Consider the following 14,125-nt stretch of genomic DNA (forward strand, 5'->3'; position numbering starts at 1 on the left):
CGGCTCCTGATGTCCGGGGCAGACGAACGGCCCGGCCCCCCGCGCCGGGTACACTCCCGGCATGACCGACACCGGCCTCTCCCCGCAGGAATTCCGTCAGACGCTGGGCCGCTTCGCAAGCGGCGTGACCATCATCACCGCCAGGGGTGACGAGCGGCGCGGCATGACCGCCAGCGCCTTCGTGTCCGTCAGCCTCCAGCCGCCCCTGATCCTCGTCAGCGTCGACCAGCGTGCGCACATGCACGCCCTGCTCCTTCAGGACGACGTGACGCACTTCGGCGTGAACGTCCTGTCCGCCACGCAACGTCACCTCAGCGACCACTTCGCGGGCCGCCCCGGCCCCGAGGACCAGGTGCCGTGGTTCGAGCACGAGGGCCTGCCCCTGATCGGCGGCAGCGTCGCGCAGCTCGTGTGCCGCAAGGACCGCGTCATCGAGGCCGGGGACCACACGCTGTTCCTGGGTTTCGTGGAGTACAGCCGCTACACCGACGACGACCCGCTCGTGTACTTCCGCGGCCAGTACCACGAACTGGGGTGAGGAGCTGTGGGCTCTGAGCCATGAGCTGTGAGGAAGACATCTGAGGCTCCGGCAGCGGCGGATGCTGGCCCCACCGCTCATAATTCCCCTGTGCCTCCCTACGCGCTGCAACTGCTGATCGCGCTCGTGCTCGTCGGCGTCACCCGCCTCGTCGCGTACCCGCTGAATGTGGGGAGCGGCGTGGTGGACGCCCTGGACGCCGTGCTGATGATGCTGGCCCTCGTGAACCTGCGCCTCGCCTGGACGGGCGCGAACGCCTCGGGCGGCGGGCGCGCCCCGGCCTGGTTCGTGATCGCGGGCCTCGTCACGGCGGGCCTGATCACCCTGGCGATGGTCGCGGCCCTCACGCCCCGCGCCTCCTGACATGGACGCCATCTGACAGCGATGTTCAGCTGCATTGATCCGCTTTCAGTCTCTGTCTTTCTCAGGTGCTCGCTCCGCGGTGCAACTCTGCGAGCCCACCCTGTTCAGAGGTACCGAGGCATACCCGCAAGACCTCTGAATTCTGCTGTGAGACGCCTGCCGGGTTTGCGCGGGGCTCGCGCCGGGGCTGGGCTAGACTCCGGGGCATGATTCGCCTCGCCATTCTCGCGGACCTGCACGCCAACCTGGCGGCCACCCTCGCGGTCCACGCAGACATTCAGCGGCGCGGCCTGACGGACATCTGGGTGCTGGGCGACCTGGTCGGCAAGGGACCACGCCCCCGTGAAGTGCTGGACTGGACGCAGGCGCACGCCACGCGCGTCATCCAGGGCAACTGGGACGCCCGCGTCGCCGGCGCCACGCACCGCCCGCAGGACCTCTGGCCGCGCAGCAAACTCAGCCCCGAAGGCCTCGCGTACCTCGGCGCCCTCCCGTACGGCATCGAGGAGCAGTTCGGCGGCGCGTGGTGGCGCTTCGTGCACGCCAGCAGCCGCGGGCTCTTCCACCGCCTGTACCCGCACAGCAGCCTGCACGATCAGCTCGAGGCGTTCGCGCCCAACGCGCAGTTCGGCCTGAAGGCCCACGCGGACGCGCTGGTGTACGCCGACATGCACGAGGCCCTGATGCTGGACGTCGAGGGCCGCCCCCTGATCAACTGCGGCAGCGTCGGCAACCCGCTGGACTCCACGCTGCCGTGCTATCTGGTACTGGAATTCGACCCGCACGGTCCGTCTCACAGCGCCACGTACGTCCGCCTGACCTACGACCGTGACGAGGAGATCAGCGCCGCCGAGGCCAGCGGCATGCCGTTTACCCGCGAGTACGTCGCGGAACTCCTGACCGGCGCGTACCAGAAACGCCGCGCCCGCACCGGGGAGTAGGAAGTAGGACACCACTGGACTGGCGGGCACCACCAGCGCTGTCTGGGGATGGGAAGGAACTGGACGGGTACCGCCGCGCCCTCCGGCTCAGCCCTTATCCTGGGCCGCATGCGCCGCGCCTTGCTGACTGCCGCCCTGCTGGGTCTGACCGGGGCGGCGCAGGTGGCCGCGCCCGCCGCGGGGGAGCCGGTGACGCTGCACCTGTCGCGTGAACCGGGCCTGAGCGCGGGGGTGCGCGCGGCCCTGCGGGCGCTGCCGGGGAATGTGGAGACGGTGGTGCTCGTGCAGGACCTGCGGACGCGGGCGGTGCTGGAGGCGCAGCAGCCCGACCGGGCGCTGATTCCGGCGAGCACCACGAAGCTGGTGACGGCCGCCAGCGTGCTGAACGAGCGGGGCGGGGCGGGCGGCTGGTGGAGTGCCGAACTGACCGTTCCGGCGGCGCAGGTGGGCCGGGCGTCGGTCAAGGCGGTGACGCTGCGCGGCAGTGGCGACCCGACCCTGAGCGTGGCTGACGGCGCGTACAGCCTGCGGGCGCTGGCGCGGCAGGCGTACGCGCGGGGGCTGCGCGAGGTGGGCGAGGTGCGCGTGGACGACCTGGGCTTCGACTCGGCGGCGTGGGAGGTGCCGCTGGGCGTCCCCATGACGGCGCTGCGGCTCGCGGAGTGGCATGATGATCCGCCCGTCTCGGCGCAGGCGGCGCGGGAACGGCTGGGCGCGGCGCTGACCGCGCAGCTGCGCGCAGCGGGCGTGCGCGTCACGCGGGAGGGGGTGGGGCGCGCCGCCCCGTGGCAGGCGTGGGTGCCGCCCGCCCGGACGGACGGGCAGGGGCGGGCGCTGCCGCCCGAGCCGGTCACGCCCGTGGCCGCCCGCCCGGAGCAGGGGATCGCCAGTGTGCGCAGCGCCTCGCCGTTCCAGGTGCTGGCGGCGACGCTGCGGCCCAGTGACAACCTGCGCGCCGAGGAACTGCTGGGCACGCTGGCGCACGGCGCGAACGGCACGCTGCGCGGGGCGCTGGCGCGGGAGCGTGCGTACCTGCGCCGCATCGGCGCGGACCTCAGCAGCGTGGAGCTGCATGACGGCAGCGGCCTGAGCCGCAAGAACCGCCTGAGTCCGCGTGTGCTGGTGGCCGTGCTGCGCGAGCAGTTCGACCTGCCCGCTCCGCTGCCCGGGAAGGCGGGCCTGCCCGGGGCGCTGTACCGCGCGCGCGGCAACGCGTTCGCCGAGGCCCTCCCGCAGGCCGGTACGGGTGAGAACGTCCCGGAGCACGACGGGCGCGGCGGAACGATGGCGCTGCGGCTGCGCGGCGCGGGCCTGGACGTGCGCGCCAAGACTGGCACGTTGCCCGGCGTGAGCGCCCTGGCCGGGTTTGTGACGGGCCGCAGCGGACACGTGCTGGCCTTCGCCGTGATCATGAACGGCCCGGAATCCAGTCCGATCCTGACGCTGCGGGCCGTTCAGGACGACGTGGTGCGCGCGGTCGCCGCGGCCCACTGATCGACGGTCCGGCCCGCGGACCCACCCGCCGGAGGGGGCGCGCGCAGCGGGCCGCGCTTCATGCAGGACTTGAGCCCGATCCCCTACACTGCGGGGCGTGACGACTGATGCGGGCATGAACGTGGTGGTGGCGACCAGCAACGCCGGGAAGGTCCGGGAGATCGAGGAGGCCCTGCAGGGCACCGGCTGGACCCTCAGCCCGCTGGGCGGCCTGATCCTGCCGGAGGAGACCGGCGCGACGTACGAGGAGAACGCGGCATTGAAGGCCTGCGCCGCCGCGCTGATGACCGGGCGGCCCGCGCTGGCCGACGACAGCGGCATTGAGGTCGAGGCGCTGGGCGGCGAGCCCGGCGTGTACTCCGCCCGTTACGGCAACCGCGACAACGACGTGGAACGCAACGTGTACCTGCTGGAAAAACTGCGCGGTCAGACCAACCGCCGCGCGAAGTTCGTGTCGGTCGTGATTCTGGCGTACCCGGACGGGCACCTCGAAACCTACCGGGGCGAGCTGCCCGGCACGCTCTTGGAAGGCCCGCGCGGCGCGAACGGCTTCGGGTACGACCCGCTGTTCGTCCCGGACGGCGACACCCGCACCCTGGCCGAGCTGACCGTCGCGGAGAAACGCGCCATCAGCCACCGCGGCCGGGCACTGGCGGCCCTGCGTGACGCGCACCGCAGCGGGCTGCCCGAACGGGACATCACCCCGATCGTCTGATCCGGCCGTTCGGACCGGGGCCACCTCTGACCGGGGTGGCCCCGCGTGTTCATGTTCCCCTGACGGCCCGTGCAGCCTTCCTTCACCCTGGGCGCTGCCTTCCAGTCGCGCCCCGCCCGCGTTCCGTACGGTGAACGGCATGAGTGCATACCGGAGCGTGCTGGCAGGACTGATCGGGGGGGCCGTGGGCACACTGGCCATGGGGCAGTACTGGACGCGCGTGGCGCCGCTGCTGCAAGGGGACGGCGGCGGCAATGGAGACAGCGAGCAGCCGAAGAAGGACGAGCATTCCATCTCGGTGATCGGGCAGCAGCACCAGCCGGGCGAGAGCAGCACCGCCGCCATCGGCCGGGTCGCGTACGAGAAGGCCGAGGGGCACGCGCCCGGCAGGCAGACCCGCGCGGCCCTCAGCGAGGCGGTGCACTGGGGCATGGGCGTCGGCAGCGGCGCGCTGTACGGCGCCCTGGCGGGCCGGGGCAACCCCGTTAAGGGCGTGGCGTTCGGGGTGGGTCTCTGGGCACTGGTGGACGAGGGCATCGTGCCGCTGCTGGGTCTTCAGGACGGCCCGGCCGGCACGCCCGCCAAGGGCCACGCCAACCGCCTGGGCGCGCACCTGACGTACGGACTGGCGCTGGGCCTCACGGCGCTGCTCGTCGACGCCGCGCTGCCCGAGGACTGAACCGGGGCAGGTAACAGAGGACGGGCCGCCTCCCGGGCAGGGGAGGGCGGCCCGCCTCACAGCGGGGCGGTGTTCAGGCCCTGGCGTGGTCGCGCACGTCGTTCTTCAGGCGCATCAGGATGGCGCCCATGCCGCGCAGGCGCATGGGGGTGATCAGTTCAGTGAGGCCCATGTCCATGTAGAACTGGTCGGGGATGCTCAGGATCTCCTCGGGCTGCGCGCCGTCGAGCGCCTCGTGCAGGATGCCCGCGTAGCCGCGCACGGTGGGGGCCTCCTCGGGGACCTTGAAGTACAGGTGCATGCCGCCCTGCTCGTCCTGCTCGGTGACCAGGAAAAAGGGGCTGGTGCACTCGGGCACCGGCTGGAGGAACTCGGGGTGCTCGAGGTACTTCTCGGGCAGCCCGGGGAGTTTCTTGCTGTATTCCAGCAGGGCCTGGAGGCGCAGGGGTTTGGGGGCGCTGCGGAACATCGTGACGATGGTCTGGAGTTTGTCCGGCAGGGCGGGCGCGGCGTCGGTCATGCGCGGAGTGTAGCGCCGCCCCCGGGGCGGGATTGGGTGGGCCTGTCCAGTTGACCTCTTTTGTCAATAAGTTAGGGATCAGGGTACAATCCTGGGGCACTCGGCAGTTCCACCCCCACTCACAGGAGGCACCACACCATGGACTACGCGAAAGACGTACTCGTCAGCACCGACTGGGTCGAACAGAACCTCAACACGCCCGGCATCCGCCTGATCGAGGTGGACGAGGACATCCTCCTCTACGACACCGGCCACGCCCCCGGCGCCGTGAAACTCGACTGGCAGGTCGACCTGTGGCACCCCGTCGAGCGTGACTTCATCACCCCCGACAAGGTCAGCGACCTGCTGGGCCGCCTGGGCATCAAGGCAGACGACACCATCGTGCTGTACGGCGACAAGAGCAACTGGTGGGCCGCGTACGCCTACTGGTTCCTGTCCTACAGCGGCGTCAAGAACCCCCTGAAACTCATGAACGGCGGCCGCCAGAAGTGGGTCGCGGAGGGCCGTCCCACCACCACCGACGCCCCCAGCGTGGAGGCCGCGTCCTACCCCGCCCTGACCCGCGACGACAGCCTGCGCGCCTACCGCGACGAGGTCAAGGCCCACCTGGAGAGCGTCAAGGGCGGCACCGGCGCGCTGGTGGACGTCCGCAGCCCCGATGAGTTCAGCGGCAAGGTCACGCACATGCCCAACTACCCGCAGGAAGGCGTACTGCGCGGCGGGCACATCCCCGGCGCGCGCAGCATCCCCTGGGCCAAGGCCACGAACGAGGACGGCACCTTCAAGTCCGCCGACGAACTCAAGGCCCTGTACGAGGGTGAGGGCGTCACCGCCGACAAGGACGTCATCGCGTACTGCCGCATCGCCGAACGCAGCAGCCACAGCTGGTTCGTGCTGCGCGAACTGCTCGGCTACCCCAAGGTGCGCAACTACGACGGCAGCTGGACCGAATGGGGCAACGCCGTGGGCCTGCCCATCGAGAAGAGCTACAGCGAGGCGTAACCCTCACCCCGCGCACCCCCGGCCCCCACAGGTCGGGGGTGTTGTCATGCCGTCGCAGTGCCGGTCACGGAGCGCCTGAGACGGCGTGGTACGCCTCCTGCTGCTGGGGACAAGGGCACGCCTCCGCTTGTAAATGGAGCCGCTGTGTTCTGGGGTTCCCCTGGACGCCGTCCCGGATCGGCGTGCGTCCGCCCCCGTTCGGGGGTATGCTGCGCTTCGTTTCACCAACTGATTCAGGTTTCACAGCAACCGACCCGTCTGCCTGCCCCGCCCGCGCGGAGGCGTGCAGACCGCCACCCCCGGAGGAACACCCGATGCGCCGCCTTGCCTTGTGCCTTAGCTTGACCCTGATGACCGCCACTGCCCCGGACGCCGCCGCCCAGACTGCCCCCACTGCGCCGAACACTGCTGCGCCCCAGACCGCCGCGCCATTCCTGCCCGGCGACGCCCGCCCCGACGCCCCGGAACTCGCCGCGCGCGGCAGCTTCGCGGTGGGCGTGCGCACCGTCACGCTGGTCAACCCGGGCCAGCCAGACCTCGCCCGCGCGCCGCAGGGCGGGCCCGTGCCGCGCGCCGACCGCCGCCTGACCGTGGAGATCTGGTACCCCACCGCGAGCGGCGCGAAGGAAACCGTCACGTATACCGACACCCTCACCAGTGGCAAGGCCTTCACCTTCGACGGCCGCGCCGCGCGGGACGCCAGGCCCCTGAGCGGGCAGGCCTTCCCGCTGGTCATCGTGTCGCACGGGTACACCGGCAGCCGCTACCTGCTGACGTACCTCACCGAGCACCTCGCCAGCCGCGGGTACGTCGTGGCGGCCATCGACCACACCGACAGCACCCACGACAACCGCGGCCCGTTCAACAGCACCCTGGTGAACCGCGCGCCGGACATCAACTTCACCCTCGACCAGATCGCGAAACTCGGCGCGCCCGGCAGCGGCTCCCCGCTGAGCGGCGTGGTGAACGCCAGCCGCACGGCCGTGCTCGGGTACTCCATGGGCGGCTACGGCGCGCTGAACGCCGCCGGGGCCGGGTACGCCCCGAAGGTCGCCGCGCTGCTGCCCGGCGGGACCCTGACCGCCCGCCAGACCGGCGCGTTCACGCCGGATGCGCGCATCCGCGCCGCGGTCGCCTTCGCGCCCTGGGGCGGCCCCAGCGCCGCGCGCGGCCTGGGCGTGCCCACCGGCGAGTACGGCTTCTGGGACGCCAGGGGCCTGGAGGGCCTGAAGGTGCCCACCCTGTTCGTCGTGGGCGACCATGACGACGTGTCCGGCTTCGAGGAGGGCGTCAAGCCGCTGTTCGAGCACGCCGTGAACGCCGACCGGTACCTGCTGGTGTACCAGAACGCCCGGCACAACATCGCCCCGAACCCCGCGCCCAGCCTGCCGGGCCTGAGCTTCGCGGACCACGAGCACTACGCCGACCCGGTGTGGGACAGCGCCCGCCTGAACAACCTCAACCAGCACTTCGTCACCGCCTTCCTGAACCTGACCCTGAAGGGCGACGCGGGCGCCGCCGCGTACCTGAACGTGCCGACGCCCATCGCCGCGAACGCGACCGGCGCCGCCGCCTGGAAGGGCTTCGCGCCGCGCACCATGCTGGGCCTGGAGCTGTACCACCTGCGCCCCCGCTGACATGACGGATCTCCGCCGCACCCTGTATCACGTCCAGGCAGACGGGCAGCACCTGCGCGTGCACCTGCTGCTCAGCGGCGCCGTCCGCCTGGACCTGGACGGCGTCACGCACGACGAACCCACCCTGGAAGGCGCGCTGGACGCCGCGGCCCTGTGGCCCGCCGTGCCCGGCGCCCTGTACGACGCACTGGCGTGGGAACTGGAGCTCTGTGCCACACGCGGTGGGTTCTGGTCGCCGCCGGACGGCCCGCCCACCTGAACCACGCCCCGGCGTGAAGAACACCACAGGAGCGCGTCCAGAACGGGGGATATCCACCCCTGCCCCGGGCGCGTTACCTTAAGCGGGATGCTGGGTTTCCTGATCGTCATTGTGCTGCTGGCCGCCGCCGCGTTCGCCTGGCGGGCCACGCGCCGCGCCGCGCCCCCCCAGGCCCCCCGGCCCTCCGAACCGGCCGCGCCGCTGCCCGCCGGGGACGTGCGCCCCACCGCACCCACCCTGGTCATGCCCGCTGAGGGCGGCGAACTGCTGCACGACGCGCAGAGTGAGATGCTCGCCGACGTGAGCCCCGAGGAACTCCAGCGCCTGATGGCCGCCGTGCCCAGGGACGTCATGGGCCGCGCCATCGGCCAGGAGGACCTGACCAGTCACGCCCCCGTCACCGCCGAGCAGCGGCAGGAACTCCAGGGACTGGGCAGCGCCCTGGACGACCTGGACTTCTGGAACATGGACGGCGAGCAGAAAGACCCGCCCAAGGCCTGATCCACTGGGTTGCCACCACCGTTCAAGCCGGGGGAAGCGGGCAGGAGTGAAGAGGCTTCCGGGCGTCAACGGAACAGACGGAATTCGGATGCCCCGCGTCAGAAATTCCGCCGGAGATTTCCGGTAGAGCCGCGACCGCCGCGCGCCGCACAATGCCCGCATGACCCTGCCGTACGCGCGTGACTTCATGCTGGGCCGCATGTTCGCGGCGGACGCGGCGTTCGACGGGCTGTTCTACACCGGCGTGACGAGCACCGGGATCTACTGCCTGCCGTCCTGCCGGGCCCGCAAGCCCCGCGCGGAGCACGTGCAGTTCCACGCGACGCCCCATGAGGCGCGCGCGGCGGGCCTGCGGGCCTGCCGCCGCTGCCATCCGGACGGGTACCGGGGCGTGCCCGGTCCCGAGGCGGCGCTGCTGGCCGCGCTGGGTGGCGTGCGCGTGCCCGACGTGCCGGGTGTGCGGGCGCTGGCCGACGCGCTGAACCTGGGCGAGAGCGCCCTGCACGTCCACTGGCGTGAGCTGTTCCAGGTGACGCCCGGCGAGTGGCTGGCCCGCGAGCGCGTGCGGCTGGCCGCGCGGACCCTGCGCGGCACCGGGGACAGCGTGGCGGAGGTCGCATTCGCGGTGGGGTTCGGGAGCCTGTCGGCGTTCGGCGCACAGTTCCGGCGCGTGATGCACCTGACCCCGCAGGCGTGGCGGCACGCCGGGCGCGGCGGCGGGCTGACCCTGACCCTTCCGGCGGCGTTCCCGCTGGAGGTCGTGTGGCGTGACCTGGGCCGCGACCCGGACTCCGTGACGCAGCGGGTGGAGGCGCACGCGGGCCGAGTGACCTTCGCGTGGGCCCTTCCCGGCGGCCCGCAGCGGGTCACGCTGCACGTCACCCCCGGTCGGGTCGAGGTGCACCCGGACGACCCCGAGGCGCTGACCCCCGCCGACTGGGAGGCGCTGCACACCCTGACCGTCCGCGCGCTGGGCCTGCACACGCCCCTCACCCCCGGCGACTGGCCGGTCCCTCTCGTGCCGCAGGCCTTCGACGGGCTGATCTGGGCGGTCGCGGGCCAGCAGGTCACGTTCGCGCAGGCCCGCCGGACCCGCCGCACGCTGACCCTGCGGTACGGCACGCCCGTCGCGGGGGGCCTGACCGCGCCGCCCACCGCCGCGAGGCTTGCCGCGCTGGAGGACGCCGACCTGCGCGCCTGCGGCCTGACCGACGCGCGCGCGGCCCTGCTGCGCCGCCTCGCCGGGCGGGTCGCGCGGCGTGAGCTGAGCATGGACGCCCTGGCGCGCGGCACGGTCGGCGAGGCCCGCCGCACCCTGCTGGCCGTGCCCGGCATCGGGCCCTGGACGGCGGATTACGTGCGGCTGCGCGTGCTGGGCTTCCCCGACATCGTGCCCGAGGGCGACGCCGCGCTGGCCGCCAGCCTGCGCCGCACCCACGCCCTGCCCGCGCGGCCCACGCCCGCGCAGGTTCAGGCTCTGCTGCACCCGCACGCGCCGCGCCGCAGTCAGGCCGTGCTGCGCGCGTGGCACGCAGGTCTGAACCCCACGTAACGCCCCTCGTTTTCGCTATCCGGCCCCGTTGTGGCGCCGGACGACCTTCCCCCATGCCCCAAGGAGCCCACCCATGATCCGACCCGACCACGCCCGCACCCTCCACGCCCTGCACGCCCCCGCCGGTGGGGGCCTGATCCTCCCGAACGCCTGGGACGCCGCGAGCGCCCGCACGCTGGAGCACGCGGGGGCGCCCGCCATCGGCACGACCAGCGCCGGAATCGCCTTCGCGCTGGGGTACCCCGACGGCGAAACGGCGCCCGTGGAGGACCTGCTGGACGCCCTGGCGCGCCTCGTGCGGGCCACCTCCCGGCCCGTCACCGCCGACCTGGAAGGCGGGTACGCCCGGGACCCCGGCGGTGTCGCGCGGATCGTCACCCGCGCGTTGCAGATGGGCGTGGCGGGCCTGAACCTGGAGGACGCCACCGACACGGGCACGCTGCGGGCCGTCGAGGACCAGACGCTGCGGCTGCGCGCCGCCCGGCACGCCGCCGACACCCTGGGTGTGCCCGCGTACCTGAACGCCCGGACCGACACGTACCTCGCCGGGTTTGGGCACACCCAGGGCGAACGCCTCGCGGAGACCGTCCGGCGCGGCCGGGCGTACCTGCACGCCGGGGCGGACAGCGTGTTCGTGCCCGGCCTGACCGACCCCGCCACCCTGCGCGAACTGCGCGGCGCGCTGGGCGGCCCGGTCAGCGTGATGCTCCTGCCCGGCGGCCCGGACGCCCACACCCTGCTGCGCGCCGGGGCCAGCCGCGTCAGCAGCGGCCCCGCGCTGATGCTCGCCGCGCTGGGTCACACCCTGACCCTCACCCGCGACCTGCTGGGCCCCGGCACGCCGCCCGCCACGCCCGGCCCCAGCTACGCGCAGGTGCAGGAGTGGTTCAGTGGGGGGGCGTCACTCGCTCAGCAGTAGGCGCGGATTCCAGTGAGTCGGGCCGCTGAGCTGCACGCGCCGCTCGGGGTGCGCCTGTCCGTCGCAGGGGGCCTGCGCGTGCTCAGGGAGGGTCAGGGGCCACACGCTGGCCACCGCCCGCCCGGCGATGTCGGCGGTGTCCACCGGCCCGAACACGCGGCTGTCGAGGCTGCCGCCCTCGCTGCGGTTGTCGCCCATCACGAAGTACGCCCCGGCGGGCACGGTGACGGCGGGCGTGTTCGCCAGGGGGCTGGCGGTGTCGTGGCAGCTGGCGTCCCAGTACGCCTGCGTGCGCGGCTCGGGGAGCGGCTTGCCGTTCACGAGGACGGTACCGCCGCGCACCTGAACGGTGTCGCCGGGCAGGCCCACGACGCGCTTGACGAGGTACGGACGGTACGCCCAGGGGAGGGTCACGCCCCGGTACTCGCGCGTCCACTCGGCGGCGGCGCTGCGGGGCGGTTTGAACACGACCACGTCCCCGCGTGCGTACGTGCCCAGCCCGGCGCGGTGCGCCCAGCCCTCGACCTTCGGGACGACCAGCTGTTCGCTGTGGCGCAGGCCGGGGAGCATGCTCGCGCCGTCCACGCGCACAGCGGTCGCGCCGAACTGCGTGAGCAGCAGCGCGAACAGGGCGGGTGATCCCCACTCCTGCCAGAGGGTCCGCCAGCGGCCCGGGCGACCCTGCGGCGGGGTCACCGGCCCACCTGCGCGGCGGGTGCGGGGGCGGGCGGGGTGTGGGTGCCCAGCGCGTACGCCGCGCCGCCCAGCAGGCCCGCCGCGAGCAGCCAGCGCAGCGCCAGCCCCAGCGTGTACGTCCGCGCGAAGCGCAGCGCGGTCAGGGGAGCGGGGCCCGCGTCCCGCAGCGCCTGCGCCCAGGCCTGCGCCTCGTCCAGGCCGCGCAGGCGGGCGTTCAGCATGTCCATGTGCAGGTGCCCCAGCAGTTCGGCCTGCACGACCCGCGCGGCGCGCGGGGGGATCAGGCAGGTCACGCGGCGCAGGTAGGACCTGACCTCGCGCGGGGGTTTGCCGCTCACCACAGGCCCCTCAGCGCCCGGTCGAACGCCTGGTAGCGCTCGCGGCGCCGGGCGAGTTCCTCGCGGCCCGCGTCCGTCAGGGTGTACGTCCGCACCGGGGGGCCGCCGCGCGCGGGGCTGGCCTCCTGGGCATGCAGGAACCCGGCGCGTTCCAGGCGGTGCAGCGCGGGATACAGGCTTCCGGCGTTCAGGCGGATGTGCCCGTCGGTGCCGCTGTGCACGCGCGCGGCGATGTCCTGCCCGTAGCCGCCCTCGCGTTCGAGGACGCTCAGGAGGATCAGGTCGAGGTTGCCCTTGAAGAGGTTCGGATCCACGGGTATCAGAGTCCGATATCAGGATGTGATGCCGGTGAGCCGCCTCCCTCTTGTCTCCCCCTCACCTCTGCACGCGACCGTACGGTCTGACCGGGCGGCCCCCTGCCATCCTGACCGCATGACCGCCCCGCCCGCCGACGTGCCCCTGGACCTCCCGGACGCGCAGCTGCCCGGCGTGCTCGGCGCCGCCCTGGCGGGCCTGTACACCGGCGAGCCGCGCCTGCCCGCCCGGCCCGGCGGGCGCGCGGCGGGACTGGCGGCGCTGCACGCCTGGACCGGCGCCGGGTACCGCGAACGCAACCACCTGTCGGGGAACGTGTCGCGCCTGAGCATGTACCTGCGGCACGGCATGCTCGGCATCCGCGAGGTCGCCGCGCACGCCCGGCACGTCCTGCGGGGCCGCGAGCGGGACGAGTTCCTGCGGCAGCTGACCTGGGGGGAGTTCTTCCGGCTGGTGCTGCGTCAGGAGGGCGCGCGCGTGCTGGACAACCTGGAAGAGCCCAAGTACCCCGCCCGCTGGACGGCCGCACTGCCGGACGACATCCGCACGGCGCGCACGGAGCTGCCCTGCGTGGACGCCTGGGTGACGCACCTGACCCGGGACGGGTGGCTGCACAACCACGAGCGGCTGTGGTTCGCGGCGTACCTGATCCACTGGCGCGCGGTGCACTGGCGGGCCGGGTACGCCTTCTTCCGCGAGCACCTGCTCGACGGGGATATCGCCAGCAACGCCCTGTCGTGGCAGTGGGTGGCGAGTACCTTCAGTGGCAAGCCGTACTTCATGAATCAGGAGAACGTCGAGCGCTTCAGCGGGGGCCGCTGGTGCCGCACCTGCACCGCGAATTGCCCGTTCCGGGGCAGTTACGAGGAGCTGGAGGCGCGCCTGTTCAGCGGCCGCCCGCCCGGAGAATCGCTGTCCGGTGAAGCCGGGACCTTTCGCCGCGCCGCGCCAGCAGAGGAGCCAGCAGCAGAGGTGGTGCCTGCGCCGGTCCAGCCGACCGGACCGACCTCCCCGCGCGTGGTCTGGGTGCACGGGGACGGCCTGTCCGTGACGGACCCGGCTCTGAGTGCCTGCCCGGACGCCCCGGCGTTGTTCGTGTTCGACCGGCCGTTCCTGTCCGGGACGCCCATCGCGTTTCCCCGGCTGGCGTTCATGTACCAGGGCGTGCGGGACATCGCGGCCGCGCGCCGGGCGCCCACGCACGCGCGGGTGGGCGCGGTCGCCGGGGAACTCGCGGCGTTCGCCCGCGCGTACGGGGCTGGGGAACTGCACGTCACGCGGAACTTCACGCCGGAATTCACGCGCATCCTCGCGGGCGTGCGCGCCGCCCACCCGGACCTGCGGGTGGTCGTGCACGAGCCCGAACGCCTGACGTCGTACGACGGGCCGGTGCGGCGCTTCTTCGGCTTCTGGAAGAAGGTGGAACGCGAGGTGCTGCAGGGCGCCCCCAGCCCGGACGCCCCCCGGCGCGGCCACCGCTGATACGGACTCCGGTTGAACGGTGTGCAACAACGTTCAACCCGAGCAGACTCGGAGAGCTGCGCAGCAGAGCGAGCAGGAGCGAAACGCCCCTCCGGGCGTGGAGTTGGCAACCCGGTGCCCTTCCGGGTTGTGAACGAAACAGACGGAATCCGTATGACCCACCCCGGTCCTGGG

17 protein-coding genes are annotated in these 14,125 nt (G+C 72.9%); 13 read left to right on the plus strand and 4 right to left on the minus strand.

What is annotated here, in order from left to right; translation table 11 throughout:
• Nucleotides 1-61 precede the first annotated feature (61 nt).
• The 6 genes from SY84_RS11690 to SY84_RS11715 all read left to right on the plus strand — a co-directional run bounded on the left by SY84_RS11690 (nt 62) and on the right by SY84_RS11715 (nt 4,730).
• On the plus strand, nt 62-538 hold the full coding sequence (locus SY84_RS11690) for a flavin reductase family protein (RefSeq protein WP_046844155.1): 477 nt from the start codon (nt 62-64) through the stop codon (nt 536-538).
• 90 nt (nt 539-628) lie between these two features.
• Nucleotides 629-901 (plus strand): hypothetical protein, encoded by a 273-nt coding sequence (locus SY84_RS11695; protein WP_046844156.1) that lies wholly within the window; start codon nt 629-631, stop codon nt 899-901.
• A 206-nt stretch (nt 902-1,107) separates the two neighbouring features.
• Nucleotides 1,108-1,842, plus strand: a complete 735-nt coding sequence (locus SY84_RS11700; RefSeq protein WP_046844157.1) for a metallophosphoesterase family protein — start codon at nt 1,108-1,110, stop codon at nt 1,840-1,842.
• Nucleotides 1,843-1,950: 108 nt separating this feature from the next.
• Nucleotides 1,951-3,336 (plus strand): D-alanyl-D-alanine carboxypeptidase/D-alanyl-D-alanine-endopeptidase, encoded by a 1,386-nt coding sequence (locus tag SY84_RS11705; RefSeq protein WP_046844158.1) that lies wholly within the window; start codon nt 1,951-1,953, stop codon nt 3,334-3,336.
• A gap of 115 nt (nt 3,337-3,451) precedes the next feature.
• Entirely contained in the window at nt 3,452-4,051 is a 600-nt protein-coding gene (gene rdgB, locus SY84_RS11710) for an RdgB/HAM1 family non-canonical purine NTP pyrophosphatase (RefSeq protein ID WP_046845178.1), read from the plus strand.
• Between the two features lie 139 nt (nt 4,052-4,190).
• The gene (locus SY84_RS11715; protein WP_046844159.1) at nt 4,191-4,730 is read left to right on the plus strand and encodes a hypothetical protein; all 540 of its coding nucleotides are present in this window, start codon (nt 4,191-4,193) and stop codon (nt 4,728-4,730) included.
• A 73-nt stretch (nt 4,731-4,803) separates the two neighbouring features.
• On the opposite strand, the gene SY84_RS11720 is transcribed toward SY84_RS11715, so the two are convergent.
• Nucleotides 4,804-5,250: a SufE family protein gene (locus SY84_RS11720; RefSeq protein ID WP_046844160.1), complete on the minus strand. Its 447-nt coding sequence runs from the start codon at nt 5,248-5,250 to the stop codon at nt 4,804-4,806.
• A gap of 138 nt (nt 5,251-5,388) precedes the next feature.
• Between SY84_RS11720 and SY84_RS11725 the strand changes: the two genes are divergently transcribed.
• The 6 genes from SY84_RS11725 to SY84_RS11750 all read left to right on the plus strand — a co-directional run bounded on the left by SY84_RS11725 (nt 5,389) and on the right by SY84_RS11750 (nt 11,120).
• Nucleotides 5,389-6,252, plus strand: a complete 864-nt coding sequence (locus tag SY84_RS11725) for a sulfurtransferase (RefSeq protein WP_046844161.1) — start codon at nt 5,389-5,391, stop codon at nt 6,250-6,252.
• 350 nt (nt 6,253-6,602) lie between these two features.
• Nucleotides 6,603-7,889 (plus strand): alpha/beta hydrolase family protein, encoded by a 1,287-nt coding sequence (locus SY84_RS11730; RefSeq protein ID WP_245621332.1) that lies wholly within the window; start codon nt 6,603-6,605, stop codon nt 7,887-7,889.
• A gap of 1 nt (nt 7,890) precedes the next feature.
• Nucleotides 7,891-8,148 carry a hypothetical protein gene (locus SY84_RS11735; RefSeq protein ID WP_046844163.1) on the plus strand — a complete coding sequence of 86 codons (258 nt, stop codon included), beginning with the start codon at nt 7,891-7,893 and terminating at the stop codon, nt 8,146-8,148.
• 87 nt (nt 8,149-8,235) lie between these two features.
• On the plus strand, nt 8,236-8,649 hold the full coding sequence (locus tag SY84_RS15955) for a hypothetical protein (protein ID WP_052751137.1): 414 nt from the start codon (nt 8,236-8,238) through the stop codon (nt 8,647-8,649).
• 160 nt (nt 8,650-8,809) lie between these two features.
• Nucleotides 8,810-10,201: an Ada metal-binding domain-containing protein gene (locus SY84_RS11745; RefSeq protein ID WP_046844164.1), complete on the plus strand. Its 1,392-nt coding sequence runs from the start codon at nt 8,810-8,812 to the stop codon at nt 10,199-10,201.
• A 73-nt stretch (nt 10,202-10,274) separates the two neighbouring features.
• On the plus strand, nt 10,275-11,120 hold the full coding sequence (locus tag SY84_RS11750; protein WP_052751138.1) for an isocitrate lyase/PEP mutase family protein: 846 nt from the start codon (nt 10,275-10,277) through the stop codon (nt 11,118-11,120).
• Here SY84_RS11750 and lepB read toward each other — a convergent pair.
• From lepB to SY84_RS11765, 3 genes are read right to left on the minus strand one after another with little or no spacing between them, the layout of a single operon-like run.
• Nucleotides 11,103-11,816, minus strand: coding sequence for a signal peptidase I (gene lepB / locus SY84_RS11755; RefSeq protein WP_046844165.1), 714 nt, complete (start codon nt 11,814-11,816; stop codon nt 11,103-11,105). The genes SY84_RS11750 and lepB overlap by 18 nt on opposite strands.
• The gene (locus SY84_RS11760; RefSeq protein ID WP_157882972.1) at nt 11,813-12,154 is read right to left on the minus strand and encodes a hypothetical protein; all 342 of its coding nucleotides are present in this window, start codon (nt 12,152-12,154) and stop codon (nt 11,813-11,815) included. The genes lepB and SY84_RS11760 overlap by 4 nt, the downstream gene beginning before the upstream one ends.
• Nucleotides 12,151-12,468: a PadR family transcriptional regulator gene (locus tag SY84_RS11765; protein WP_046844167.1), complete on the minus strand. Its 318-nt coding sequence runs from the start codon at nt 12,466-12,468 to the stop codon at nt 12,151-12,153. Before SY84_RS11765 ends, SY84_RS11760 begins: the two co-directional genes overlap by 4 nt.
• 118 nt (nt 12,469-12,586) lie before the next feature.
• On the opposite strand from SY84_RS11765, the gene SY84_RS15960 reads away from it, so the two are divergent.
• Nucleotides 12,587-13,951 (plus strand): FAD-binding domain-containing protein, encoded by a 1,365-nt coding sequence (locus tag SY84_RS15960; protein ID WP_052751139.1) that lies wholly within the window; start codon nt 12,587-12,589, stop codon nt 13,949-13,951.
• The last annotated feature ends 174 nt before the right edge of the window (nt 13,952-14,125 follow it).

It is taken from the genome of Deinococcus soli (ex Cha et al. 2016) (assembly GCF_001007995.1).
GTDB lineage: Bacteria > Deinococcota > Deinococci > Deinococcales > Deinococcaceae > Deinococcus > Deinococcus soli.

Coding starts and splice junctions, on each gene's coding strand:
- SY84_RS11705 (WP_046844158.1), top strand. CDS start 1,951: ATGCGCCGCGCCTTGCTGACTGCCGCCCTGCTGGGTCTGACCGGGGCG.
- SY84_RS11745 (WP_046844164.1), top strand. CDS start 8,810: ATGACCCTGCCGTACGCGCGTGACTTCATGCTGGGCCGCATGTTCGCG.
- SY84_RS11750 (WP_052751138.1), top strand. CDS start 10,275: ATGATCCGACCCGACCACGCCCGCACCCTCCACGCCCTGCACGCCCCC.
- SY84_RS15955 (WP_052751137.1), top strand. CDS start 8,236: ATGCTGGGTTTCCTGATCGTCATTGTGCTGCTGGCCGCCGCCGCGTTC.
- SY84_RS11715 (WP_046844159.1), top strand. CDS start 4,191: ATGAGTGCATACCGGAGCGTGCTGGCAGGACTGATCGGGGGGGCCGTG.
- SY84_RS11735 (WP_046844163.1), top strand. CDS start 7,891: ATGACGGATCTCCGCCGCACCCTGTATCACGTCCAGGCAGACGGGCAG.
- SY84_RS11725 (WP_046844161.1), top strand. CDS start 5,389: ATGGACTACGCGAAAGACGTACTCGTCAGCACCGACTGGGTCGAACAG.
- SY84_RS15960 (WP_052751139.1), top strand. CDS start 12,587: ATGACCGCCCCGCCCGCCGACGTGCCCCTGGACCTCCCGGACGCGCAG.
- SY84_RS11700 (WP_046844157.1), top strand. CDS start 1,108: ATGATTCGCCTCGCCATTCTCGCGGACCTGCACGCCAACCTGGCGGCC.
- rdgB (WP_046845178.1), top strand. CDS start 3,452: ATGAACGTGGTGGTGGCGACCAGCAACGCCGGGAAGGTCCGGGAGATC.
- SY84_RS11690 (WP_046844155.1), top strand. CDS start 62: ATGACCGACACCGGCCTCTCCCCGCAGGAATTCCGTCAGACGCTGGGC.
- SY84_RS11730 (WP_245621332.1), top strand. CDS start 6,603: ATGACCGCCACTGCCCCGGACGCCGCCGCCCAGACTGCCCCCACTGCG.
- SY84_RS11720 (WP_046844160.1), bottom strand. CDS start 5,250: ATGACCGACGCCGCGCCCGCCCTGCCGGACAAACTCCAGACCATCGTC.